18 protein-coding genes and 1 tRNA gene are annotated in these 25,537 nt (G+C 67.6%); 8 read left to right on the top strand and 11 right to left on the bottom strand.

Annotation, left to right across the window (positions count from 1 at the left end; translation table 11 throughout):
• The first annotated feature begins 44 nt into the window (after positions 1-44).
• Positions 45-356, top strand: a complete 312-nt coding sequence (locus OKW76_RS02050; protein WP_265550678.1) for a PilZ domain-containing protein — start codon at positions 45-47, stop codon at positions 354-356.
• A gap of 3 nt (positions 357-359) precedes the next feature.
• Here OKW76_RS02050 and OKW76_RS02045 read toward each other — a convergent pair whose 3' ends face one another.
• Both OKW76_RS02045 and recG read right to left on the bottom strand, forming a co-directional pair.
• Positions 360-800 (bottom strand): DMT family transporter, encoded by a 441-nt coding sequence (locus OKW76_RS02045; RefSeq protein WP_265550676.1) that lies wholly within the window; start codon positions 798-800, stop codon positions 360-362.
• Positions 801-915: 115 nt separating this feature from the next.
• Entirely contained in the window at positions 916-2,976 is a 2,061-nt protein-coding gene (recG, locus tag OKW76_RS02040) for an ATP-dependent DNA helicase RecG (RefSeq protein WP_265550674.1), read from the bottom strand.
• Positions 2,977-3,046: 70 nt separating this feature from the next.
• Here recG and OKW76_RS02035 point away from each other — a divergent pair, with 70 nt between their 5' ends.
• Positions 3,047-3,313: a succinate dehydrogenase assembly factor 2 gene (locus tag OKW76_RS02035; protein WP_265552712.1), complete on the top strand. Its 267-nt coding sequence runs from the start codon at positions 3,047-3,049 to the stop codon at positions 3,311-3,313.
• A gap of 140 nt (positions 3,314-3,453) precedes the next feature.
• Positions 3,454-7,053, top strand: a complete 3,600-nt coding sequence (mfd, locus tag OKW76_RS02030; RefSeq protein WP_265550672.1) for a transcription-repair coupling factor — start codon at positions 3,454-3,456, stop codon at positions 7,051-7,053.
• Between the two features lie 162 nt (positions 7,054-7,215).
• Here the strand turns inward: mfd and OKW76_RS02025 are convergent, their stop codons facing one another.
• The gene (locus OKW76_RS02025; protein ID WP_265550670.1) at positions 7,216-7,599 is read right to left on the bottom strand and encodes a YybH family protein; all 384 of its coding nucleotides are present in this window, start codon (positions 7,597-7,599) and stop codon (positions 7,216-7,218) included.
• Positions 7,596-9,551, bottom strand: a complete 1,956-nt coding sequence (locus OKW76_RS02020) for a putative bifunctional diguanylate cyclase/phosphodiesterase (RefSeq protein WP_265550668.1) — start codon at positions 9,549-9,551, stop codon at positions 7,596-7,598. Before OKW76_RS02020 ends, OKW76_RS02025 begins: the two co-directional genes overlap by 4 nt.
• Positions 9,552-9,696: 145 nt before the next feature.
• On the opposite strand from OKW76_RS02020, the gene moaA reads away from it, so the two are divergent.
• The 4 genes from moaA (at position 9,697) to OKW76_RS02000 (ending at position 12,416) form a co-directional block, all read left to right on the top strand.
• Positions 9,697-10,695: a GTP 3',8-cyclase MoaA gene (gene moaA / locus OKW76_RS02015; RefSeq protein WP_265550666.1), complete on the top strand. Its 999-nt coding sequence runs from the start codon at positions 9,697-9,699 to the stop codon at positions 10,693-10,695.
• Positions 10,692-11,468, top strand: a complete 777-nt coding sequence (locus OKW76_RS02010) for an NAD kinase (protein WP_265550663.1) — start codon at positions 10,692-10,694, stop codon at positions 11,466-11,468. The genes moaA and OKW76_RS02010 overlap by 4 nt, the downstream gene beginning before the upstream one ends.
• A 122-nt stretch (positions 11,469-11,590) precedes the next feature.
• Positions 11,591-11,665: transfer RNA gene (locus OKW76_RS02005), tRNA-Asn, on the top strand.
• A 154-nt stretch (positions 11,666-11,819) separates the two neighbouring features.
• On the top strand, positions 11,820-12,416 hold the full coding sequence (locus OKW76_RS02000; RefSeq protein ID WP_265550660.1) for a CC0125/CC1285 family lipoprotein: 597 nt from the start codon (positions 11,820-11,822) through the stop codon (positions 12,414-12,416).
• Positions 12,417-12,624: 208 nt separating this feature from the next.
• Here the strand turns inward: OKW76_RS02000 and secA are convergent, their stop codons facing one another.
• The 3 genes from secA to OKW76_RS01985 all read right to left on the bottom strand — a co-directional run bounded on the left by secA (position 12,625) and on the right by OKW76_RS01985 (position 16,513).
• Positions 12,625-15,369: a preprotein translocase subunit SecA gene (secA, locus tag OKW76_RS01995; RefSeq protein WP_265550658.1), complete on the bottom strand. Its 2,745-nt coding sequence runs from the start codon at positions 15,367-15,369 to the stop codon at positions 12,625-12,627.
• A gap of 109 nt (positions 15,370-15,478) precedes the next feature.
• Positions 15,479-15,754: a hypothetical protein gene (locus tag OKW76_RS01990; protein WP_265550657.1), complete on the bottom strand. Its 276-nt coding sequence runs from the start codon at positions 15,752-15,754 to the stop codon at positions 15,479-15,481.
• A 51-nt stretch (positions 15,755-15,805) separates the two neighbouring features.
• Positions 15,806-16,513 carry an energy transducer TonB gene (locus OKW76_RS01985; protein ID WP_265550656.1) on the bottom strand — a complete coding sequence of 236 codons (708 nt, stop codon included), beginning with the start codon at positions 16,511-16,513 and terminating at the stop codon, positions 15,806-15,808.
• A gap of 123 nt (positions 16,514-16,636) precedes the next feature.
• Here OKW76_RS01985 and argJ point away from each other — a divergent pair, with 123 nt between their 5' ends.
• On the top strand, positions 16,637-17,857 hold the full coding sequence (gene argJ / locus OKW76_RS01980) for a bifunctional glutamate N-acetyltransferase/amino-acid acetyltransferase ArgJ (protein ID WP_265550654.1): 1,221 nt from the start codon (positions 16,637-16,639) through the stop codon (positions 17,855-17,857).
• Between the two features lie 110 nt (positions 17,858-17,967).
• Here argJ and trxA read toward each other — a convergent pair whose 3' ends face one another.
• From trxA to OKW76_RS01960, 4 genes are read right to left on the bottom strand one after another with little or no spacing between them, the layout of a single operon-like run.
• Positions 17,968-18,291: a thioredoxin TrxA gene (trxA, locus tag OKW76_RS01975; protein ID WP_256507448.1), complete on the bottom strand. Its 324-nt coding sequence runs from the start codon at positions 18,289-18,291 to the stop codon at positions 17,968-17,970.
• Between the two features lie 54 nt (positions 18,292-18,345).
• Entirely contained in the window at positions 18,346-21,735 is a 3,390-nt protein-coding gene (gene addA, locus OKW76_RS01970) for a double-strand break repair helicase AddA (RefSeq protein ID WP_265550652.1), read from the bottom strand.
• The gene (gene addB, locus OKW76_RS01965; protein ID WP_265550650.1) at positions 21,728-24,787 is read right to left on the bottom strand and encodes a double-strand break repair protein AddB; all 3,060 of its coding nucleotides are present in this window, start codon (positions 24,785-24,787) and stop codon (positions 21,728-21,730) included. Before addB ends, addA begins: the two co-directional genes overlap by 8 nt.
• The gene (locus OKW76_RS01960) at positions 24,780-25,535 is read right to left on the bottom strand and encodes a nucleotidyltransferase family protein (protein WP_265550648.1); all 756 of its coding nucleotides are present in this window, start codon (positions 25,533-25,535) and stop codon (positions 24,780-24,782) included. The genes addB and OKW76_RS01960 overlap by 8 nt, the downstream gene beginning before the upstream one ends.
• Between the last annotated feature and the right edge of the window lie 2 nt (positions 25,536-25,537).

Raw genomic sequence — 25,537 nt, 5'->3', positions numbered from 1 at the left:
TATGTGTCCGGCAATACGGCGCCGGATGTATCGAGGGGGCGTTCGTGACCAGTGCCGTATCCTATGCCGACCAGCGCGAAGTCGACCGCGACCTGGTCGATTACCGCGCGCGCGGCTTCGGCCCCGATGCGCGCCCGCTGTCGCTGCAGATCGTCAATATCTCGCCGCACGGGATGATGGCGCGGCTCGAGGCCAATTATGTCGCGGGGCAGCGCATCCGCGTGACGCTGCCGGTGATGGGGGTGATGGTGGCCGAGATACGTTGGGCATTGGGCGGGCGGATCGGCTGCAGCTTCGACGTCGCGATCGATCTTGCATCCTATTACGAGCTGCTCGCGACGATGCTCAAGCGCTGAGGCTCAGCCGCGGCGCACCAGCACCACGCCGACCAGCACGAGCACGACCCCGGCGACGCGCGCGAGGCTTACCGGCGCGCGATCGAGCCCGAACAGCCCGAACTGGTCGAGCACCAACGCGGCGACCAGCTGGCTGGCGATCATGATCGTCAGCATCGATGCGAGCCCCAGCCGCGGCGCGGCGAAGGCCGCGGCGGCAACGAAATAGGCGCCGTACAGCCCGCCGAGCAGCATCCAAGGCTTCGCACTCCGGACGTTCGCCAGCGGGGTCCGGTCGGCCGCCAGCCAGATCGCGAGCAGGATCGCTGTGCCGATCGCGAACGACAGCAATGCGGCGACGAGCACCGAGCCGACGCTTCGCCCGAGCGCGGCATTGGTCGGCGGCTGAACCGCCAGGCCGATGCCGCCAAGCAATGCGGCCAGGATTGGAATGAGGTTGCCCATGGAGGGGGCCCTATCTTCGGGCGCATCCGGAAGGAACCGTTCGTTTCGAGCGAAGTCGAGAAAATGGTCCGGGAGCCCGGTTTCTCGACTTCGCTCGAAACGAACGGAAGGGTAATTATCCCGACCGCAACAACCCCACCGCGGCATCGCGCTCGAACAGATATAGCGCCACCCGCGCCGCCTGCCCGCGCTCGCCGCTGAGCCCCCCATCGCGATCGACCAGCAGCCGCGCGTCGCTGTTGGCCGGCGGTAGCAGATCGCCCAGCATTTCGGGTGCCGCCAGCCGGAAGGTCATCTCGCCCGATTGCCGCGTTCCGAGCAATTCACCGCTGCCGCGCAGCCGCAGATCCTCCTCGGCGATGCGAAATCCGTCATTGCTCTCGCGCATCAGCGCCAGCCGCGCGCGCGACGTTTCGCTGAGCGTCCCGCCGCGCAGCAACAGGCACACCGATTTGCCGCCGCCCCGCCCGACCCGCCCGCGCAACTGGTGCAACTGCGCCAGCCCGAAACGGTCGGCATGTTCGATCACGATCAGCGTCGCGTTAGGCACATCGACCCCAACCTCGATCACCGTCGTCGCCACCAGCACCCCCGCACGCGCCTCGGAGAACCGCGCCATCTCGGCGTCCTTTTCCAGCGGCTTCATCCGGCCATGCACCAGCGCCACCGCCGCATCGCCGAAGCGCCGCCGCAACGTCTCGGCGCGCATCTCCGCCGCCGCCATGTCCGACGTCTCGCTTTCCTCGACCAGCGGACACACCCAATAGGCCTGCCCCCCGCCCTCGAGATGCCGCCCCAGCGCCTCGACCACTTCCGCCAGCCGCTCCTCGGACAGCACCCGCGTTTCGATCGGCTGGCGACCGGGGGGCATCTCGTCGAGCCGGCTGACATCCATCTCGCCATATTGCGCCAGCGTCAGCGTGCGCGGGATCGGCGTCGCGGTCATCACCAGCAGATGCGGCGGCACCGCGGCCTTGGCCTGCAACAGCATCCGCTGCGCGACGCCGAAGCGATGCTGCTCGTCGACCACCACCAGCCCCAGCGCCTTGTAGGTCACCGTGTCCTGAAAAATCGCGTGCGTGCCGATCAGGATGTCGATCGATCCGTCGGCCAGCCCCATCAGCGTCGATTCGCGCACCCGCCCCTTGTCGCGCCCGGTCAGGATCGCGACCGATGCGATCCCCGCCAGCGTCCGCGACAGCGTCTCGTAATGCTGGCGCGCGAGGATTTCGGTGGGAGCCAGCAGCGCACCCTGCGCCCCGCCCTCGACCGCGATCAGCAACGCCATCGTCGCCACCAGCGTCTTGCCCGATCCGACATCGCCCTGCAGCAGCCGCAGCATCGGGCGGTTCTGCGCCATGTCGCCCTCGATCTCGCCGATGCTGCGCGATTGCGCGCCCGTCGGCGAATAGGGCAGATCGAGCCGATCGCGCAGCCGCCCGTCACCGACCAGCGGCCGTCCGCGCTTCGACCGCGCCTCACCGCGCACCAGCAGCAGCGCCAGCTGGTTGGCGAACACCTCGTCATAGGCGAGTCGCGCGCGCGCCTTCTCGTTCGACGGATCGGCGTGGATGGCCGCCAGTGCCTCGCGCCAGCCGGGCCAGCCATGCTTGGCCTTCAGGCTCGGTTCGATCCATTCGGGCAGCTCGGGCGCGCGCTCGATCGCCTGCGCGGCGAAGGCGGCGAGGCGTTTCGAATTGATCCCCTCGGCCTGCGGGTAGATCGCCTCGCGCCCGCCGACGGTGCTCGCCTCTTCGGGCGGCACGACGATGTCGGGATGGACGATTTGCAGTTCCTGGCCGTACAGCTCGAGCTTGCCCGACACGAAGCGCGGCTCGCCCAGCGGCAGCAATTTCTTCACCCAGCCCGAATTGCCGCCGAAATAGACCAGGCTGACATAATTGCCCTTGGCGTCGACTGCATGCGCGCGCGTCGGCCCACGCCCCGCGCTCGATTTATAGTCGACCGCGGTCAGCTGGATCGCGATCACCCGCCCGGCATCGGCCATGTCGAGTTCGTCGCGCGGGCAGCGATCGATCCAGCCGGTGGGCAGATGGAACGCCACATCGACGACGCGCGACAGCTTCAGCCGCTCGAGCGGCTTGGCGATCGCCGGCCCCACCCCCTTCAGGACGGTTACCTCGGCGAACAATGGATTGAGTAGATCGGGTCGCATGCCTATCTGCCCCCATACACCAGCCGGCGGCCGCTTCCAGCGCCGCCGGTCTATCCGCGTTGGAGAGATGATGGACCGCGATACGAAAATAAAGCGCCTGCGATTTCGCGCCTGGCATCGCGGCACCAAGGAAGCCGACCTGCTGATCGGCGGCTTCTTCGACCAGCATCATGCCGGCTGGACCGACGCCGAGATCGACCAGTTCGAGGTGCTGATCGAGGAACAGGATGTCGACATCATGGCCTGGGCGATGGGGACGCAACCCGTGCCCGATCACTATCGCGGCACGCTGATGCAGGCGATGGAAACGCTCAACTACGTGCCGATCGCGCGCTGAAATCTCCCCTCCCTGAAAGGGAGGGGCCGGGGGTGGGTCGAGGCCAGGCGATAGCGGCGCCGCGCACCCGACTCATCCGTACCACGAGCACGCCACCCACCCCCAACCCCTCCCTTCCAGGGAGGGGAGCAAAGAGCAAAATGCCCGACATTTCCACCGTTCTCGGCGCGCGCCAGCCGCTTACCCTGTCGGGCGTCGCCGCCGGCTTCGTCCCCGTCCTGCTCGCCGATCTGGCGCGTGCGGCCCCCGGCGGCGCGGTGCTGATCGCGTCCGACGATGCCGAGATGCGCGCGATCGCAGGCACCGTGCCGTTCTTCGCGCCCGAAATCGAAGTGCTGCAATTCCCGGCCTGGGATTGCCTGCCCTATGACCGCGCCAGCCCGTCGCTTCGCACCATGTCCGAACGATTGGGCGCGCTGCACGCGATCCAGACGCGGCCCACCCGCCCCCGGCTGTTCCTCACCACCGTCAACGCCGCGACTCAGCGCACGCTCACCCCGTTCCGAATCCGCCAGCTCGTCGCCCGGCTTGCCCCCGGCGAGCGCATATCGCTCGGCAAACTGGCCGAATTGCTGTCGTCCAATGGCTATCTGCGTACCGACACGGTGCATGATTCGGGCGAGTTCGCGGTGCGCGGCGGGCTGGTCGATCTGTGGCCATCGGGCAGCGATTCGGCGCTGCGGCTCGACTTCTTCGGCGACGAAATCGAAAGCGTGCGCACCTTCGACCCCACCGATCAGCGCACCACCGGCCGGATCGACGGCTTCACCCTGCTGCCCGCGTCCGAAGCATTGCTCGACGAAGCCAGCATCAAGCGCTTCCGCGGCCGCTACCGCGAACGCTTCGGTGCCACCGCGACCGGCGATCCGCTATATCAGGCGGTGAGCGAAGGCCGGCGGCTGGCGGGCATGGAACATTGGCTGCCGTTGTTCGAGGAACGGCTCGAAACGCTGTTCGACCATCTGCCCGACGATGCCGTCGTCGTTCGCGATGCCAACGCCCCCGCCGCCGCCGAGTCGCGATTCGAGGGGATCGCCGACTATCAGGCCAACCGAGTCCGCGCGCAGAGCACCGATGTCGGCAGCTACCGCCCGCTCGGCACCGATCAGCTCTATCTGCTCGCCGACGAATGGGCCGGGCTGCTCAAGGAAGCGCGCGCGCATCTGATCAGCCATTTTCACGAACCCGCCAGCGCCACCGTTCTCGATTTCGAAGTCGACGGCCCACGCGATTTCGCCCCCGAACGCACCGCGCAGGCGAATGTCTATGAAGCCGTGGTCGCGCACGTCGCCAAGCTTCGCAAGGAGGGCCGCAAGCCGATCCTCGCCAGCTATTCGATCGGCGCGCGCGAACGGCTGGGCGGCTTGCTCGCCGATCACGGCCTCAAAGGCGCGGTACATGCCGATAGCTGGCAGGAGGCGCTGGGCATTACTGCCCCCCTCCCTGAAAGGGAGGGGTCGGGGGTGGGTCGAGGCCTGGAGGCACGGCAGCCGAGCACGCAGCCCGACCGTAGCACGAGCATTCCACCCACCCCCAGCCCCTCCCTTGCAGGGAGGGGGGCCAAGAGCGCTGCAGTCGCGCTGATCGTCCTGCCGCTCGATCACGGCTTCACCGCCCCCGGGATCGCGGTCCTCACCGAACAGGACATGCTGGGCGACCGGCTGATTCGGCGGACCAAGCGCAAGAAATCGACCGACGCCTTCCTCGCCGAGTTGTCGTCGCTGTCGCCGGGCGACCTCGTCGTCCATGTCGATCACGGCATCGGCCGCTACAAGGGGCTGACCTCGATCCCGGTCGGGCAAAGCCCACACGATTGCGTCGCTCTCGAATATGCCGGCGGCGACAAATTATACGTGCCGGTCGAGAATCTCGACGTCCTGTCGCGCTACGGATCGGGCGAGGAAGCCGCCACGCTCGATCGACTGGGCGGCGAGGCGTGGCAGCGCCGCAAGTCGAAGATGAAGGAGCGGATCCGCGAAATCGCAGGCGAACTCATCATCGTCGCCGCCAAACGCGCCACCCGCCCCGGCCAGATCGCCGAACCCGATTCGAGCGGCTATCCCTCGTTCCTCGATCGCTTTCCCTATGAGGAGACCGAGGATCAGGACCGCGCGATCGAGGATGTACTGGGTGATCTTTCGGCGGGCAAGCCGATGGACCGGCTGGTCGTCGGCGATGTCGGCTTCGGCAAGACCGAAGTCGCGCTGCGCGCCGCCTTTGTCGCGGCGATGGCGGGGATGCAGGTCGCGGTCGTGTGCCCGACGACCCTGCTCGCGCGCCAGCATTACACCAATTTCAGCCAGCGTTTTGAAGGCTTCCCGATCCGCATCGGTCGCCTCTCGCGCCTCGTCCCAGCCAACGAGGCCAAGGGAGTGAAGGAAGGGCTTGCCGACGGCCAGGTCGATATCGTCATCGGCACCCATGCGCTGCTGTCGAAGGGGATTGATTTCAAGCGCCTCGGCCTGGTCGTCGTCGACGAGGAACAGCGCTTCGGCGTCACTCACAAGGAACGGCTGAAGGCGCTGAAGGCCGACGTCCACGTGCTCACGCTCACCGCCACCCCGATCCCGCGCACGCTGCAAATGGCGATGTCGGGGCTGCGCGACCTGTCGGTGATCCAGACCCCGCCGGTCGATCGCCTGGCGGTTCGCACCTATGTCATGCCCTGGGATCCGGTGGTGGTGCGCGAGGCGCTGCTGCGCGAGCATTATCGCGGCGGCCAGGCCTATTTCGTCACGCCCAAGATTTCGGACCTGCCCGAGATCGAGGAATATCTGCGCCGCGAAGTCCCCGAAATCCGCTACGTCGTCGCGCACGGCCAGATGGCCCCGACCGAGGTCGAAGAGCGGATGTCCGCCTTCTACGACAAGAAGTTTGAGGTGCTCGTGTCGACCACGATCGTCGAAAGCGGGCTCGACATCCCCAGCGCCAACACGATGATCATCAACCGCGCCGACCGGTTCGGCCTGGCGCAGCTATACCAGCTTCGCGGCCGCGTCGGGCGCGGCAAGACGCGGGCTTATGCCTATATGACCACCCCCGCCGAGCGGCTGATGACGGTGGCGGCGGACAAACGGCTGAAGGTGCTGTCCGACCTCGAATCATTGGGTGCAGGCTTCCAGCTCGCCAGCCACGATCTCGATATTCGCGGTGCCGGCAATCTGCTCGGCGACGAACAGACCGGGCATATCCGCGAGGTCGGCTACGAACTCTACCAGTCGATGCTCGAAGAGGCGATCATGGACGCCAAGGCGGGCCGCACCCGCGACGATGGCGAATTGCAGCCCGGCGAATTCAGCCCGCAGATCACCGTCGACGCGCCGATTCTGATCCCCGAAACCTTCGTCCCCGATCTCGACCTGCGGATGGGGCTCTATCGCCGCCTCAACGATGTCGACGATCGTCCGGGGATCGAAGCATTCGCCGCCGAGATGATCGACCGCTTCGGCAAGCTGCCCGAACCGACCGAGAATCTGCTGGTGCTGATGGAAGCCAAATTGAACGCCAAGCGCGCGTGCATCGCCAAGCTCGACGTCGGCCCGCGCGGCGCGCTGGTGGCGTTCCATGCCGACAAATTCCCCAATGTCGACGGGCTGCTGGCCTATGTCGCGCGGCTCGAAGGATCGGCAAAGCTACGCCCCGACATGAAGCTGGCAATCACCCGCCCATTCGCGAACCCCAAGGCAAGGCTGAACGCCGCGCTGCAAATCACACGGGGGCTGGCAAAGGCGGCTGGCTAAGCAGCGCCCTTCGCCCCCTCCCCGTTCGCATTGAGCCTGTCGAAATGCCGTTCTTCTTACGCGCGGCGACAGAAGAACAGTGCTTCGACAAGCTCAGCACGAACGGAAAGAGGGGTTGCCGCTTAGCTGCTATGGTCCGCCACGATCCGCCAGCCGCCATCCTCACGCTGGAACACCAGTCGTCATGCCCGTCTGGCCCTCGCCCAGCCGCCAGCGCGCGGTGAGCAGCGCATGGTCGTCGCCAAGCAACCGGAAATCCTGGAACACGAACGACAGTACGGGGATCGCCTCGCGCTTCGCCGCCGGTCCGAAAATCGCCGGATACCCCGCGATATAGCGGGCGCGGATCGCCGCCTTGCCGCGCACCAGGCCCTTCGCCCCGGTAAAGCTGGTTGCGGGATCATCCGAATAGACCGCCAGGAACCGATCGAGGTCGCCCGCATTCCATCCCGCCGCCGAATCGCGCATCGCGGCTTCGATCGCCACCCTCGGCTCGGCGATCGGTGCCGCCGCAACCAGTACCGGCACTGCCCATAATCCGATCATCGCTGCCTCTCTACCAACGCCACCAGCGCCGCGACGTCGATCGGCGGCGCGCACAGAAAGCCCTGGAAATACTGGCACCCTTCCTTGGCCAGCAGATCGAGCTGCACCTCGGTCTCGACCCCTTCGGCAATCACCGACAGCCCCAGCGAGCGCGCCATGTCGATTACCCCGCGCACCACGATCCGGTCGCGCGGAGTGCCTTCGATGTCCTGGCTCAACTGCTTGTCGATCTTGAGGTAATCGAGCGGCAGCGCCTTTAGATAGGCAAGGCTCGAATAGCCCGTGCCGAAATCGTCGATCGCCACCCGGCATCCCGCGCGGCGCAGTTCGGCGAGCAGCCGCGCCGCCTCGCCCAATTCCTCGATCAAGCCGCTCTCGGTGATCTCGATCGTCAGTCGCGAACGCGGGAAGCCGCTGGCGTCAATCCGCCCGAGCAGGATGTCGGCGAAGTCGGGCTTGGCCATGTCGCCCGCAGTGATGTTGATCGCCAGCCGCAATCGCCCGAGCGCCGCGGGCCAGCCCGCCGCACGCCGCAACGCCAGCGCCTGGACATGCTCGGACAGCGCCAGCGCGAGCCCCGCACGGTCGGCAGCGGCGAACAGCATCTCGGCGCCCAGTTCGCCCAGCACCGGGTGCCGCCAGCGCGCCAGCGCCTCGACCCCGACGATCGCCCCGCTCGCGATCGCCACCTGCGGCTGGAACAGGATATCGACCTGCTCGGCTTCCATCGCCTGGCGCAGCTCGGTCGCCAGTCGCTCGATCTGGTCGCGACCGCCCTCGCCCCTCGGCGCATCGAGCGCATCGCCGACGCGGCGCAGCAGCGCGGTCGCATCGTCGCCCTCGACGCTCGCCGCGGTCGCGATCCGCGCGCCCATCGGCACCATCTCACCGCCGACGACGAAAGGCCGCCCCAACGCCGCTCCCACCGCCTGCGTCGCGCGTGCAAGCGCGTCAGACCCCTCGCGCGTCGCGACCGCGAAATCGGCGCCGCCGAGCCTGGCAACCATCGCTCGCCGCCCCAGCACCGCCGATGCCGCCTCCTCGATCCGCTTGGCCGCCGCGCGCAGCAGTCGATCCCCCGCCGCACGGCCATACGCCATGTTGACCACATCGAACCGCGCGAGCGTCACCACCGCGACCTGCAGCGCGGTGCCCGCCCGAAGCGCGTGATCGATCCATTGCCGCGCGCCCTGTTCGTCGCGCACCGCCGGCATCGTCTCGCGCAGCACCGCGCCGACGTCGGGCGGATTGCCCAGCGGCTCGACCAGCGACTGCAGCCGCCCGGTGCGCACGTCGCGCTGCAGATGCTGGACCACCCGCCCCAGCGGCGACAGGTCATGCGCGAACGCGGTAACCGTGCCCCCCGCGAGCCGATGCAGCGCACGCGCCAGCATCCGGCGTTCCTCGCGCTTGATCGTGCGCAGCAGCGCGCGCACCGTCTGCGTCTCGCCCAGCTCGAGCATCGCCGCCAATGCGGGGGTCAGCTGCACCGTCCGCCGCGCGGGGTCGTAACGCCAGCCCAGCATGTCGGCGGGCTTGTCGTCGCCGCGTTCCTCGCCCGCGATCCCGCGCCTCGCAAAGCGAAGCGCGTGCAGGAACTCGACCTCGGCGATCGGGCTGACCAGGAAATGCGTTGCGCCTGCCGAATAGAAATCCCCGAGCGCGCCGACGTCGCCGCGCGAAACGCAGGCGACGATCGCGCCCGGCCGGGAGGCACCGGCCCCCGCCAGCGTCGCCACCGCCGCCAATCCCTGCGCCAGCGATCCCCTCGCATCGACCACCGCCAGTTCGGCGCCGCTCGCGCGAAACCTCCGCTCGACCGCCTCGTCCCGCCGCGCCGCGACCACGCGCCAGCCACCACGCGCGGCCAGCGCGGCGAGTTCGTCGCGCTGGCGAAACGACAGGATGAACAACGGCAGATGGGGCGCAGCGGAGGCGTCGGCTTGTGTCACGTGCGCATGGGTTCCCCCGGCACAAGGTCGCGCCGAACGATCAGTTTAGCCGCGTGCGCCCCGCGCGCCAATCCGTCCTGGATGCCGCAATCGCCCATTGCGCGCCTCCTTGTGCCATTGCCGGGCAGGCCTTAGCTGTAGCGCGATGCCCAATTCCCCCGCCCTGATCGATCGCCACGGGCGGACCATCCGCTATCTGCGCGTTTCGGTCACCGATCGGTGCGACCTTCGCTGCCGCTATTGCATGGCCGAAAAGATGAGCTTCCTGCCGCGATCGGCGCTGCTCAGCCTCGACGAAATGGCGCTGATCGCCGAACGCTTCATCCAGCGCGGGGTTAGCAAGATCCGGCTTACCGGCGGCGAGCCCTTGGTCCGCCGCGACGCGATCGATCTCGTGCGGCGGCTCGGCAACCATGTCGGCGCCGGGCTCGACGAATTGACGATGACCACCAACGGCACCCGACTGGTCGAGCACGCCGAAGCGCTTGCCGATGCCGGGGTGCGGCGGATCAATGTCAGCCTCGACAGCATCGACCCCGACCGCTTCCGCCACATCACCCGCCATGGCGACCTGGGCCAGGTGCTCGCGGGTATTCGTGCGGCGACCGCAGCGGGGATCGCGGTCAAGATCAACACCGTCGCGCTCAAGGGGCTGAACGAGGACGAACTCCCCGCGATCCTCGCCTGGACGGTCGCCGAGGGGCATGACCTCACGCTGATCGAGACGATGCCGCTGGGCGCGATCGACGAGGACCGCGCCGACCGCTTCGTGCCGCTGACGCGCGTATTCGATACGCTGGCCCAGCGCTTCGCGCTGGTCCGCAACGCGCATGATAGCGGCGGTCCAGCGCGCTATTGGCAGGTCGACGGATCGACGACGCGGCTCGGCCTCATCTCGCCGCTCACTGGCAATTTCTGCCAGGGCTGCAACCGCGTCCGGCTGACGACCGAGGGGATGCTCTACACCTGCCTCGGCCATGACGATTCGGTCGATCTCAAGGCGGCGATCCGCAGCGGCGGCCTCGCCGCGGTCGATGCCGCGCTCGATGAGGCGATCGCCGCCAAGCCCGCAGCGCACGACTTCAACGTCGAAGCTGGCGCCGCGCCCGCGGTATCGCGCCACATGAGCGTCACCGGCGGATGAGCGACGGCGTTCGCCGCGCGCTGGTCGGCTCGCCCACCCACCCCGCACGGGTGGCCGAGCGCGAGCTGCGCGACCGCTACGACTGGGTGGCGCCCGACGAGGCCGATCTGATCGTCGTGCTCGGCGGCGACGGCTTCATGCTCCAGACGCTCCACGCGATGCTCGAGCGCCGCCGGATCGTCCCGGCGTTCGGCATGAACCTCGGCACCGTCGGCTTCCTGATGAACGACTGGCGACTCGAGGGGCTCGACGAGCGGCTAGCGCGCGCCAAGCCGTTCCGCGTATCGCCGCTGTCGATGACCGCGACAACCATCGACGGTGAGACACACCAGATCCCAGCGATCAACGAAGTCTCGCTGCTGCGCGAAACCCGCCAGACCGCCAAGCTCGAGGTCACGGTCAACGACCGCGCGGTGCTGCCCGAGCTCGTCTGCGACGGTATCCTGGTCGCCACCCCTGCAGGTTCGACCGCATACAACCTCTCGGCCAACGGCCCGATCCTGCCCTTGGGTTCGGCGCTGCTGGCGCTAACCCCGATCAGCCCGTTTCGTCCGCGGCGCTGGCGCGGCGCGATCCTGCCCGAAAAAGCGCGGATCGCGATCACCGTGCTCGAACCCGACAAGCGCCCGGTCAGCGCGGTCGCCGACCAACGCGAAGTACGCGACGTCGCGCGCGTCGAGATTGCGATCGATCGGATGCGCGGGCTCACGCTGATGTTCGATCCCGAACACGCGCTCGACGACCGGATCACGATGGAACAGTTCATCGCCTGAACCGCCAAACGATCTTTCGGCGAAAGCCCGCTTGCCAAGTCCGAAAAACCACTGCTATAGGCCCCGCTCCCGCAGCGGCCCAGCCGCTTCGACGCGGGCGGCCTAGCCGCTCTCGACGGTGTTCCCCGGTAGCTCAGCGGTAGAGCGTTCGACTGTTAATCGAATGGTCGCCTGTTCGAATCAGGCCCGGGGAGCCACCGCCGCTTTTGCCGTTTCGCGGTATGGCGCGCCCATTCAGCAACCATCAATCCTGTTCATGCCACGCGTCGTCGCTATATAGCGTGGAGCGCAACGCACCGCCGCGCGTTGGTTTGGCTAAGCGTCTCGTCGGCGCGTCCGTGGAGAGTATGAATGACTTACCGCCGTTTCCGTCCCGCACTGCTCGCAATCGCCAGCACCCTGGCGCTGGCCGCCTGCGCCACCCCCACCCCCTATGCGCCCGCGACCGGCCAGGGCTATAGCCGCACCGGCTATTCGGACGAGCAGATCGAAAGCAATCGGTTCCGCGTATCCTTCTCGGGCAACAGCGTCACCGCGCGCGAGACCGTCGAGCGCTATCTGCTGTTCCGCGCGGCGCAGCTCACGCTCGAGCGCGGGTTCGACCATTTCACGCTGGTCGACCGTGACACCGAACGCCGAACGCGCACCCAGATTATCGATAACGGCTTCGGTCCCGGCTGGGGCGGCGGCTTTGGCGGGTTCGGCGGATGGGGTCCGAGCTGGCGCTATTTCCGTCCGGGCTTCGGCTGGGGCGGTTGGGGTGGCTGGGGCGGCGGCTTTGGCGGCGGCGTGACCGACGTTCGCCAGATCGACCGCTACGAGGCGATGGCAGAAATCCTCACCGGTCGCGGCCCCAAGCCCGCCGACAATGTCCGCGCCTTCGATGCGCGCCAGGTGATCGAGAATCTGGGGCCCAACGTCGCGCTGCCCGAGCCGGGTCGCCGCTGATCGGGTGACGTGGTGATCGAATGCAAAAAGGGGCCGCGCATCGGATGATGCGCGGCCCCTTTTTTTGCTCCCCTCCCTGAAAGGGAGGGGTCGGTGGTGGGTCAAGTGCTCGCGATACGGCAGGGGTTAAGCGCGCGAAAGCCGTACACCCGGACCCTACCCACCCCCAACCCCTCCCTTCTAGGGAGGGGAGCCACCAGCGCCGCCCTCAGGCCACCAATGCGCCGTGGCAGTGCTTGTACTTGCGCCCCGAACCGCATGGGCACGTTGCATTGCGGCTGACCTTGCCCTCCCAGTCCGCCGGATCCTCGCCGATCGCTTCGCCCGTCGGCTGCGGAATCTGGAACGGCGGCATCTGCTGCGGCAGCGTGCCGAAGGTCGCGGCGTCCCAATCGTCGCTGTCGTCCTCGCCGGTCAGCGGGTCGAAATGATGCGTCAGGAAATCGGGCAGCTCGGGCAAGCCCGGGGGCGGCGCCATCTGGAACTGCGCGCGCGCGAAGGTGCTCGTCACGTCCTCGCGGATCGCCGAGAGCATCCGCTCGAACATCGCGAAGGCTTCCTGCTTGTACTCGTTGATCGGCGTCTTCTGCGCATAGGCGCGCAGATGCACCACCTGGCGCAGCGCATCGAGCATCGCCAGATGCTCCTTCCAATGGTGATCGAGGTTCTGCAGCAGGATCGACTTCTCGACCTGGCTCCACGTCTCGGGCGCGAGCCCTGCCGACTTGTCGTCGATCAGCTTGTCGGCCGCTTCGCGGATCCGCGTCTCGATATCCTCGGGCTCGAGCCCGTCCTGCTCGGCGATCCACTGGTCGACGGGCACGTCGATGCCGAGCACCGCCTGCGCGCGCTCCTTGAGCCCCTCGACATTCCACTGCTCGTGATAGCTGTTGAGCGGGATCGCCTCGGCGACGATCGCGTTCACCGTCTCGGCGCGCATGTCGACCACGACGTCGCCGACGGTGTCGGCATCCATGATGTCGCTGCGCTGCTCGTAGATCACCTTGCGCTGGTCGTTCATGACGTTGTCATATTCGACGACCTGCTTGCGGATGTCGTAGTTGCGCGCCTCGACCTTCTTCTGCGCGGTCTCGATCGCCTTGCTCAGCCATTTGCTGCCGATCGCCTCGCCATCGCCGATGTTCGATCGCATCATCTTGGCGAACATCGTGTCGGGGCCGAAGATGCGCAGCAGATCGTCGTCGAGGCTGAGGTAGAATCGGCTCAGGCCCGGATCGCCCTGGCGCCCCGAACGCCCGCGCAACTGGTTGTCGATGCGGCGGCTCTCATGGCGCTCGGTGCCGAGCACGAATAGCCCGCCTGCGGCCAACACCGCCTGCTTCTCGACCTCGATCTCTTCGCGGATCTTGGCGATCGCCGCGTCGCGCTCGGGTCCTTCGGGCATCTCGGCGAGCTCTTCCTCGACGCGGAATTCGAGGTTGCCGCCTAGTTTGATGTCGGTACCGCGCCCCGCCATGTTGGTCGCGATCGTCACCGCGCCGGCGCGTCCGGCCTGCGCGACGATATACGCTTCCATCTCGTGGTAGCGCGCGTTCAGCACCTTGTGCGGCACGCCCTCCTGGGTGAGATATTCGCCCAGCAGCTCGGACTTTTCGATCGATACGGTACCCACCAGCACCGGCTGGCCTTTTTCGGCATGGACCCGGATCGCCTTGGCGATCGCGATGAACTTGTCCTGCATCGTCTTATAGAATTCATCCTCCTCGTCGATCCGGCGGACTTCGACGTTGGTGGGGATGCTGACGACGTTCATCTTGTAGATGTCGTGGAATTCGGCGGCTTCGGTCGCCGCGGTGCCCGTCATGCCGCTCAATTTGGGGTACATGCGGAAATAATTCTGGAAGGTGATCGATGCCAGCGTCTGGTTCTCGGGCTCGATCTGGACGCCCTCCTTGGCCTCGACCGCCTGGTGCAGCCCGTCGGACCAGCGGCGGCCGTCCATCATCCGCCCGGTGAACTCGTCGATGATCACGACCTTGTCGTCCTTGACGATATAGTCGGTATCGACCTTGAACATCATGTTCGCGCGCAGCGACTGGTTCACATGGTGGACGACCTGGGTGTTCTCGAAATCATATAGGTTCGCACCCTGCAGCAGGCCTGCGGTTTCGAGCAGGCGCTCGATCCGCTCGGTGCCGTCCTCGGTCAGGATGATCGACTTCTGTTTTTCGTCCTTCTCGTAATCGTCTTCGGTCAGCTGCTTCACGATGAGGTCGACGCTGCGATACAGATCGGACTTGTCGTCGGTCGGGCCGCTGATGATCAGCGGGGTGCGCGCCTCGTCGATCAGGATCGAATCGACCTCGTCGACGATCGCATAGGCGAAGGGCCGCTGCGTCATCGATGCGCGGTCATATTTCATGTTGTCGCGCAGATAGTCGAAGCCGAACTCGTTGTTCGTGCCGTAGGTGATGTCCGAATGATAGGCCGCGCGGCGTTCATGGTCGGGCAGGTTGGGGACGATCACCCCGGTGGTCATGCCGAGGAAGCGGTAGAGCTGCCCCATCCACTCGGCATCGCGCCGCGCCAGATAGTCGTTGACGGTGATGACGTGGACGCCCTTGCCCGCCAGCGCGTTGAGATAGGTCGCGAGCGTCGCCACCAGCGTCTTGCCCTCGCCCGTCCGCATCTCGGCGATCTCACCGCGATGCAGGACGATGCCGCCGATCATCTGGACGTCGAAATGGCGCATGCCGAGGATGCGGACCGATCCCTCGCGGACGGTGGCGAACGCTTCGGGCAGAATGTCGTCGAGTGTTTCGCCATTCGCCAGCCGCTCGCGGAAGCGCGCGGTCTGCTGCGCCAGCTCGTCGTCGCTCATCGCCTGGAGCGTGGGCTCGAGCGCGTTGATCTTCTGGACGATCGAGCCGAGCGACTTGACGTAGCGATCGTTGGAGGAACCGAAAAAAGTCTTGGCGAGGCCACCGAACATGATGATTTCCTGATATTTTGGTCGCAGCGCCCGGCCACGAATGCGCGTGCCGGGAGCGTTAGAATGACGAGAGCAAGGGGCACGCGCGGGTCCCGCGCCGGCCGGCAGCCTATTCGCGGCGGCGCGCGGGGCGTTCGTCGGCGGGCAGGAAGGCCAGCGCAAAGCGTAGTGCGTCGATACGCAACGCCGGCGCGACGCGCGACCGCAACGCCTCGAACGAAGCGCGCAGCGGTGAGGTCACAAGCCGCGCGGCGGCGACCGCCACCGCCTGCGCGCGTTGCCCGACCGCACTCGCAGCGATGCGCGGCTCGTCGATGACCGTGCCGCCAGCGGCGATACCGGTGATCGCCGCAAGCAGCGCGTAGAGGAACGGAAGCAGGTTCACGATCCGCTACTTATGGCGTCGAACGATGAACGTCCACCGAATGCAGCCCCATCAAGGTACCCAATTCACCCCCGGCAGCAGATATTGTGCCTCGCGCGCCTTGCCGTCGACGTCGAGCGCGGGTGTGAAGCGGCCGTTCTGCCGCGCGAGCATACACGAGCCCTCGTCAAGATTGGTCGATCCGCTTCCTTCAATAACATTGCACTCGCGCACCCTGCCGGCACGATCGATCAGCAACAACATGGTAACCGAGCCGCCCTCACCTCGCCGTTTAGCCGCTCGCGGATAGGCTTTCAGGGGGAACCAGGTCGCTGGCGGAGCCTTGGGTGAGGCGCCTGCCTCTTTGCCGATACGAGGAGGCGCTATCTCCGTAGTTACGCTGGGAGACGAGTCCGGAGTTTTCGGCAAGGTCCAAGCGACGCGCGCTCGCACGGTGCTGCGCATGGGCCTTCCATCGTTGCTGGCCGGCTCGAACTGGGCTCGCGCCGACAGAAGCGCGCAGGTTGCCTCGGCCAGCGCCGTAGCCGCCATCGGGTCACTTACGACACAATGATCGACTGACCCGTCCAAACCAGTCAGCAACAGCATCTCGATCACGCCCTCTACTCGGGCCTCGGCAGCCTGGAGCGGATAATCAGCGGGTAAGATCGGTTGTACATCGCGCAGTTGCGCCGTCTGATGCTGCCGCGTCAGCGTTGGCGTGGACCACAGCAAAGCAAGAAAGAATAGAGTCAGTCTCAAACGCATCTCGTTCGCCACCCCTGCCTGCCTCTACCGTTGTCCGAAAAAGTGTCGTTGCACCTTTTCGGTTGTCGGTATGATGCAGCAATCGAGGGGTAGCGCTAGTGGTAAACCGCCCCCAACCGCGCTAACCCCGCGCGCATGACCCGTTCGCCGCTCGCTTTGCCCTTCCCCGCCATCCCCGCCATCGCCGGCGTGACCCCGCATGTCGCGCGTGCCGGCTACAAGCCGTGGGACCGCGCCGACCTCACCTTTGTGACCTTGGATGAGGGCACCGTCGTCGCGGGCGTCACGACGCAGAGCAAATGCCCGTCGCCCGAAGTCGAATGGTGCCGCCGAGCGCTGGTGCTGGGCCGCGCCCGCGCGCTGGTGGTGAATGCGGGCAACGCCAACGCCTTTACCGGCGCGCGCGGCCGCGCGGCGGTCGAGGCGATCGCCGCGCGCACCGCCGGGTATCTGGGCTGCCAGCCTTCGGACATCTTCATCGCCTCGACCGGGGTGATCGGCGTGCCGCTGCCGATCGACAAGGCCGAAGCCGGGCTCGACGCCGCCTTCGTCGCGTCAACCGCCTCGTGGCAAGAGGCCGCCGACACGATCGGCACCACCGACACCTTCGCCAAGGGCGCGACCGCGACCGCGATCGTCGATGGCCGAACGGTCACGATCGGCGGCATCGTCAAGGGTTCGGGGATGATCGCCCCCGACATGGCGACGATGCTCGGCTTCGTCTTCACCGATGCCGCAGTCGAACCCGGCTTCCTGCAAGACGCGCTGGCCGACGCCAATCGCGATACGTTTTCGTGCATCACCGTCGACAGCGATACCTCGACCAGCGACACCGTGCTGGTGTTCGCGACCGGCCAGGCGGGGAACCGCGTCCTGAGCGATGCCACCGATCCGGGTGCCGACGCCTTCCGGGCCGCGCTCGCCGATGTCTGCCGCCAATTGGCGCATCTGGTGGTGCGCGACGGCGAAGGCGCGACGAAGTTCATCCGCGTCGATGTCGAAGGGGCCGACAGCGACCGCAGCGCCCGCGAGATCGCGATGAGCATCGCCAATTCACCGCTGGTGAAGACCGCAATCGCGGGCGAGGACGCCAATTGGGGTCGGATCGTGATGGCGGTCGGCAAGGCCGGCGAACCCGCCGAGCGCGACCTGCTATCGATCCGCTTCGGCGGGATCGAAGTCGCCCGCGAAGGGCTGGTGGTCGAGGGCTATGACGAAGCCCCCGTCGCGGCGCATCTCAAGGGGCAGGAGATCGAAATCGGCGTACACCTGGGCCTGCATGAAGGCCGCGCTACCGTGTGGACCTGCGACCTCACCCACGGCTACATCTCGATCAACGCCGATTATCGGAGCTGAAGCGCCGCGTCATCCCCGCGAAAGCGGGGATCCAGAGCCGAAGCGGTTGAGGCCCAAACCTCCACTGCCGCCTCTACATATCCCCGTATTCGCCCGAACGACGGTCGCGATCAGCCCAGTTCGCCCTCGAGCCATGCCTTCAGTCGGCCCTTGGGCTCGGCCCCAACCTTCGTTGCCGCAGGCTGGCCGTTCTTGAACAGGATCATCGTCGGAATACCGCGCACGCCGTATTTGCCCGGCGCGTCGGGATTCTCGTCGATGTTGAGCTTGGTGATCGTCACCTGCTCGCCCAGTTCCTCGGACAGTTCCTCGAGGCTCGGCCCGATCATCTTGCACGGGCCGCACCATTCGGCCCAGAAATCCACCAGTACCGGCTTGTCCGACCCTAGCACGTCGGTGTCGAAGCTTGCGTCGGTGATTGCCTTGGTACCCATCGAAATTCTCCTGAAACGTCTTGAACGACAATCTATGCACCGTCGCGCTTTGGCTCAAGCGCGCGAGGCCAAGCTTTGCTCCCCGCGCGCGAAGCCGGGCTTGTGCAGTGCCAGCAGTTCGGCGGGAAACGCGATCAGCCGCGGCGCGGCGGTGTAGAGCAGCGCCGCCTCGACCGCCCGCCCGGGAAAGATCACCGCCAGCGCCGCGGCATAGGCAGCCATCTGCCGCAGATGATAGACCGGCACTTCGTCGATCGTCGCCGGCGCGCTCCGGCCGGTCTTGAAATCGACCAGCACGATCCGGTCGTCGCGCACCAGCAGCCGATCGACCGTACCCGATACCACCGCGCCCCCGACCACCGCGGCGATCGGCGCTTCGACCAGCGCGTCGTCGCCGAACAAATCGGCGAAATCGGGATGCTCGATCACCGCCAGCGCGGCATCGACGAGCGGCGCGGCATCATCCGCTCCCGCCCGCGCCAGCCAGCGCTCACCAGCACTTCGCCGGGCATCCGCAGCAACCCCTGGCAACCGCTCGAACAGCCCATGCAGCAGCCGCCCGCGCTCGGCAGCGGCGCGCATCGCCGGGGTCGGCGGCGGATCGGCCACCGAATCGTCGCCGATCGCCGAAGGGGCTAGTGGCCTTGGCGGGCGCGCCTCCTGCGGCGCGGGTCGCCGGGCCCAATCGGGAAGCGCTGGAGCCGCAACCGTAGCAACAGCGGCGGGCGCCTTGGCGGCGACCGGCAGTTCGGCATCATCGAGCACCCGCACCTCTCCCGGCGCAACGCCCAGCGAATCGAACGCCCGCGCGCAGGCTGCATACCAGCTCAACGCCGGCGGCTCGCCCTTGGCGCGTGCGGGCAACGATCCGGCGATCACCAACTGCTCCTCGGCGCGGGTGGCAGCGACATAGAATAGCCGCCAATGCTCCTCGATCTCGCGCTGCTCAGTTGCCGCGAGCACCTCGCCCAGCGGCCCGCCGCGCTCGTCGGGGCGCGGGCGGAAGATCGGAAAGGCCGCGCCCTCATGCCCCTCTGGCAGCCAGTCGAGCAGGTCGCGCCGCGCCGCCTTGGGATCGGCGGTGGCGTCGGCCAGGATCACCAGCGGCGCTTGCAGCCCCTTGGCGCCATGCGCGGTCATCACCCGCACCGCCGCCTGCGGGCGCGAGGAATCGCGCACGATCTCGACATCACCGCGATCGAACCAGTCGAGGAAACGCTGCATCGACGGTGCGGTCAGTCCCTCGAAATTGAGTGCGGCGTTGAGCAACTCCTCGATCGGATCGCGCGCTTCCTCGCCCAGCCGCGCGATCAGCTTGCGCCGCCCGTCGAGCTCGCCCGACAGGATTTCCTCGAAAAAGCGATAGGGCGTCGCGACATCGGCGCGGCGCAGCAACAGATATAGCGGCGCGAGCCGTGTCTCGTCCTGCGTGCGGCGCAGATGCCGCCACAGGCTGGTCGCCGGGCGATCCATCGCCGCCGCCATCAATTCATCCTGCGTCCAGCCGATCAGCGGCGACACCAACAGGCTGGCAAGGCTCAGATCATCCTCGGGCTGCAACGCAAAGCGCACCGCCGCCAGCAGATCCTGCACCGCCAGAGGCGCGTTGAGCCGCAACCGATCGACCCCCGCCACCGGCACTCCCTCGGCATAGAGCCGCGCGACGATCAGCGCCGCGAGGTCGCCGCGTCGCTTGACCAGGATCATGATGTCCTCGGGGCGAAGCACGCGGCCCTTGGCCCCCAGCCTATGCCCGTCGTTCAGCCATTGCCGGATATGCCGCGCGATCCGCTTGGCGAGTTCGCGCGTGGCGTCGTCGACCCAGCCTTCCTCATCGTCGACATCGCCCCCCGCCACCACCGGCGGCAACAGCGTGACGATCCCCGGCCCTGCGACTTGCGAGGCATGCGGCTCGATCGCGCTCAGCGCCCCCAGCCCCGGTTCGGGCACCGCTTCGATCGCTGCATCGACGAAGCGCAGCACCGTCCGCGTCGATCGAAAGCTCTGCGTCAGCGACAGCGATTGCAGCGGGCGTGCAGGCTCGTTGGGGAAGGGTTCGGCGCTCGCCAGCGCGTCGAACCGCGCCTGCGCCGCGCCGAAATAGACGGGGTCGGTGCCCTGAAAGCCATAGATCGCCTGCTTGTAATCGCCGACGGTGAACAGCGTCCGCACCCCCGATCCCCGCGCGCCCTCGCCCGCGAAAAATTCATCGGCGAGCGACGCGATGATCGCCCATTGCTCGGGATTGGTGTCCTGCGCTTCGTCGATCAGCACATGCTCGGTCGCCTGGTCGAGCTTGTAGCGCACCCAATCACCCATGCCCAGCTTGGCGAGCAGCTTCACCGTCGCTTCGATCAGATCGTTGAAATCGACCGCGCCCGCGCGCCGCTTCGCCTCGCCATAAGCGATGGCATAAGCCCGCCCCGCTTCAAGCGCCTCGGCCAGGCAATCGGCATAGGCCGCCTGCGATCGCATCGCGAGCAGCGCGCCGCAGCGCTCGTGCAGCCGCACCGCCCAGCCGTCATAGCCCTCGTCCTTGGGGCCGTGCTTGGCGCGCATCTCACCCTTGGCCGTCGCCCAAACCGAATGCAGTTCGCCCAACCCCGCCGCCCGCGCGCGCGGCGATCCGGTGATCCAGCGCGCGATGATGTCGGCGCGCGTCAATCCGGTCTTGGTCGCCCAACCGGCGTTGGCGGCGGCGATCGCGCGCAGCGATTGCATATCGAACACATCATCGCCGCAGCATCGCTCGATCTCGGCCCCGATATCGCCGCTCGGCAGATCGAGCGCGCGGCGGATGAACGGGCCGATGCCGCTGGGCAGCGCCGCCATCGCCGCCGGCTTGCGCGCGCAAGCCATCAGGAAATCCTCGGCCTTGCCCTCGCCCAGCCGCAGCGACAGCGCGCCGATCGCCTCGACGATCCGCACCCGCCCCACCGCCGCTTCGTCCTCCAGCATCCGCGCCAGTGCCTCGCGCGCCAGCACCGCCTCTTCTCGCCCTTCGAGCGGGCGGAAACCCGGCACCAGATCGGCCTCGACCGGGAAGGCCGACAACAGGCTCTGGCAGAAACCGTGGATCGTCTGGATACGCAGCCCACCCGGCGCATCGAGCACCCGCGCGAACAAGGTGCGCGCGCGCTCAATCTGGTCGATGCTGCCGCGCTCGCCCAGCGCCTGCAATTCGGTGAACAACTGCGCCTCGGGGATTCGCACCCAGCGCGCCAGCGTGCCGTTGATCCGCTCGGCCATCTCCGCCGCGCCCGCCTTGGTAAAGGTCAGGCACAATATGCCCTCGGGCCGCGCGCCGTGCAGCAACAGCCGGAAGACGCGCGCCGACAACACCTGCGTCTTGCCCGTCCCCGCCGACGCCGACAGCCAGATATGCGCGGTCGGATCCGAAGCTTCGCGCTGCGCACCCTTCAGCGGATGGATCGCGCTACTCACGCCCGTACCATTCGTCGCGGCGCATCAATTGGTCATATTCGGCATAGGGGGCGAATTCGGGTTCGAGCTTGGCGATAAAGGGTTCATCGCCGGTCAGCCAACGTCCCACCGCATCGGCGAAATGCGCCTGCGCGGTGGCGATGAAGTCGTCGGGGTCGATCTTGCCGCCCTTGCCCTCGGGCGCGACCGGCGAGCGGATGAAGCCGAACTTACCCGCATTCCGCCCCAACGACCAATATTCGAAGGTCCGCGCAATCCCGTCGACCCGCTCGAACCCGCCGCGCTCGGCGATCAGCCCGATCAGCCCCAGCTGGAGGCTATACCCTGCGCTCACCGCCTTGTTCGACGGCGGGGTACCGGTCTTGTAATCGACGATCCCCAGCGTCCCGTCGGGCATCCGGTCGATCCGGTCATATTTGCCGCTTAGCGTCACGCCCGCGATCTGCAGCTTGCCTGCCTGCTCGACATCGATCACCGCGCGGCCTTCGTCGCGCTGGCGGGTGAGTTCGCCCGCGATCCAGTCGATCGCCTCGATCAAGCGCGGCTGCCACAATGCCCGCAGCACCGGATGCGTGCGGGCATCGCCCAACATCGCCAGCGCGCGCGGCTTGAGCGCGTCGGGCCGGCACTGGTCCTGCTCGGACCAGGCCTGCAACACCGCGTGGACCGCAGTGCCGCGCCACGCCGGGGTCGGATCCGCATCGACCGGGTCGAGCGGCATCAGCCCCAGCATCCGCCGCGCGTAAAAGGCGTAAGGATCGGCCTTCAACCGATCGACCTCGGTCACCGATATTTTCCGCGGGCGTGCCTCGACCGGCGGATTGGGCGCGGGCCGGGTGGCAGGCGCGTAGGCATCGGGCCGGTCGAGCGCGCGCGCCCAATCTGCCAGCCCCTCGGGGGCTTCGAGCCCCGCCGACAGTGCCTCCATCCGCAGCCAGAAGCGCGATGCGATCGTCGGCGAAGACGAATCGCGCCGCGCCCGCGTCAGCAGCACCTCGGGCGCGCCGAGCGCCATCGCGAAGTCGTGCGCGGCAAGCCCGATCCGGCGTTCGAGCGAGGGCAGCCCCAACTCGCTACGGATGCGCGGCGCAAGCCAGGGATCGGGTGCAGGCAACGCCGGCCAGACGCCTTCGTTGAGCCCGCCGAGCACCATCAGGTCCGCAGTCTGCAGCTGCGCTTCGATCAGACCGTAGATCGCCAGGCGCGGATGCCCTCCCTGCGGCGGACGCACCGAGATTTCCTCGAACAAGGTGCGCAGCAGCGGCAACAGATCCCCGGGGGCGACATGGCGCGGGCCATCGGCGCCCTCGATTTCAAGGTCGGCGAGCAATTGCGCCGCGGCTCGGCCATCGGCGCGCGACCAGACGGCATCGCCACAGAGCGTCGTGGCGGCTTCGCGGAGCATCGCGATGAGGCTCGACAACTCCTCTCCCTGGAAGGGAGGGGTCGGGGGTGGGTGGAGGCCTGGAGCTGCGGACGTCGGGGGCACAAGCGCTTCCGTATCGCGAGCACTCGACCCACCCCCAGCCCCTCCCTTCCAGGGAGGGGAGTCCAACGCAGCAATCCCTTCTAACCGCGCGCGCGCCTCGCCCCACCACGCCGTTGCCGTCTCGCGCACCCGCGCCGTCCGCTTGTCGCCCTCGCGCAGATGCGCGTCGATTCCATCGAGCCCCGGCCCCGGCCGCGGCCCCCGCAGCGCCAGATCGAGCGCGCGCGCGCCTTCGAGCCACGCCAGCCGCCCCTCGCCCGCCGCGACCAGCGGGTGCTTGAGCAATGTCAGCAACGCCATTGGCGCGAAGCGCTGGCCGATCGCATCGGCAATCGCCAGCAACAGCGTCCCCGGTGGCAGCGTCGACAATTTCTGCCCCGCCGAATCATCGACCGCCACGCCCCAGCGCGCGCAATGCGCCGCCACCCGCCGCGCAAGATTACGATCGGGGGTCACCAGTGCGGCGGTCCGCCCCGGCAGTTCGAGCACTTCGCGCAGCGCCAGCGCAATCGCCTGTGCTTCCTCGGCTGGCGTCGCGACCTCGAGCGCGCGCACCCCGTCGAAGCGGCGCTGGCCGCCGGGCAACGTCGTCCACAGATGGGTAAAGGCTGCCGGTGCCATCGCACTGGCGATCGCCTTGCCCCGCGCCGGGGTTGCATCCAGCTCGCTCGCCACCCGCCACGCCGCCACTTCGGCACGGTTGACGCCCATCCGGTCGAGCAACAGCTTCAAATGATATTGCGGGTGGGTCTCGATCGACCGAATCCGCGCGCCCGTCACCGGATCGGGCGCATGCGGCCCGAGCGACGCCCATTGCGCCTCCTCCATATCGGTCGCGAGCCCCGGCAGCACCACCAGCCCACGCTGGAGGCCGGCAACCACCCGCAACAGCCGCGCGATCGGCGGCGAGGAATTGGTGACGCCCGCGACGCAGACAAACCCCTCGGGCGGTCGATCGCGCCATGACACGGCGGTGCGATCGAGCAGCATCCTCCGCCGCACGACCATGTCGATCATCCCCAGCCGCGCGAGCTCGCCCGGCCAGCGATCGAGCACCACTTCAAAAGTCGACAGCGCGCTTTGCCAATGGTCCGAAAGCTCGGCCGTGAGTTCGAGATCGCGCAGCGCCGATGCCTCGACTTCCTCGACCTGCATCTGGTCGAGCGTGCGGCCAAGCTCGCCCGCCAGCCGCACCGCTTCGGCAGGCTCGATCGAATCGCCGCGCGCCTCGGTCAGCAGTCGCGCCAGGATCATCCGGCGCTTGAGCGGCGGGACTGCCGGCGGCACCGGCTCGGCATCGGCGGGATCGAACAGCGGCCCCACCGCCTCGTCGAGATCGGGGTCGCCGATCGCCACGATCCGCGGCAGCAGCAACCCGCCCTCGCTCGCGCGCACAAAAGCATCGGTGATCGCCCGCCCCGCGCGATGGTTGGGCACGAGCACCACCCCGCGCGCCAGCCCCATCCGGTCGCGCCCGAAGCGCCGGATCAGCCCGATCGCAAGCGTATCGGCGAACGCCCGATGCGGCGGTATCGTATAGAGGCCGAGCCTGCGCTCAGCCATCGGCGAGCAATGCCTCGGCCGCGCCGATCGCCCCCGGGCTGCCGACGTCGAACCAGAGCCCCTGGTGCACCATGCCCCAAGCGCGCCCCGCATCGATCGCGCGCTGCCAGAACAAATTGGTCGAAAACGGCCCCTGCGGATAATCGACGATCAGCTTGGGGCTCAATATCTGCACCCCGGTATAGACGAAGGGCGCAAGCCGACCGGGCTTGCGCCGCCCGACGATCCGCCCCTGTGCGTCGAGATGGAAATCGCCCTGCCCCAAATGGCTGTTGGCGCGCGCCAGTGGCACCATCAGCAGCAGCGCGTCCATCCGGTCGGGATCCCAGGTCGCGGCGAGCGCGCGGATCGCATCGACCGGCCCATCCACCCACAGATTGTCGCTGTTGACGCACAGAAACGGTGCATCGCCGAGCAACGGCAGCGCCTTCACCAGCCCGCCGCCGGTCTCGAGCAGTTCGGCGCGCTCGTCCGAAATCGCGATCTCGATGCCCTTCACGCGGTGCTGGAGATGCGCTTCCATCGCGTCGGCGAGATAATGGACGTTGACCACCGCGCGCGCGACACCCGCCGCGCGGAGGCGATCGAAGACATGGTCGATCAGCGGCTTACCCGCCACTTCGACCAGCGGCTTGGGACGGGTCGCGGTCAGCGGCCGCATCCGTTTGCCGAGGCCCGCCGCCATCACCATCGCAACCTGCGGAACGGCGACGGCAGGATTGGGCCGCAACGCCAGCGTTTGCGCCATGG

The sequence above is a fragment of the Sphingomonas sp. S1-29 genome, assembly GCF_026167545.1.
In the GTDB taxonomy this organism is placed as follows: Bacteria; Pseudomonadota; Alphaproteobacteria; order Sphingomonadales; family Sphingomonadaceae; genus Sphingomonas.
The sequence above is the reverse complement of the archived record's forward strand: the minus strand, read 5'-3'. Positions and strand labels throughout refer to the sequence as shown.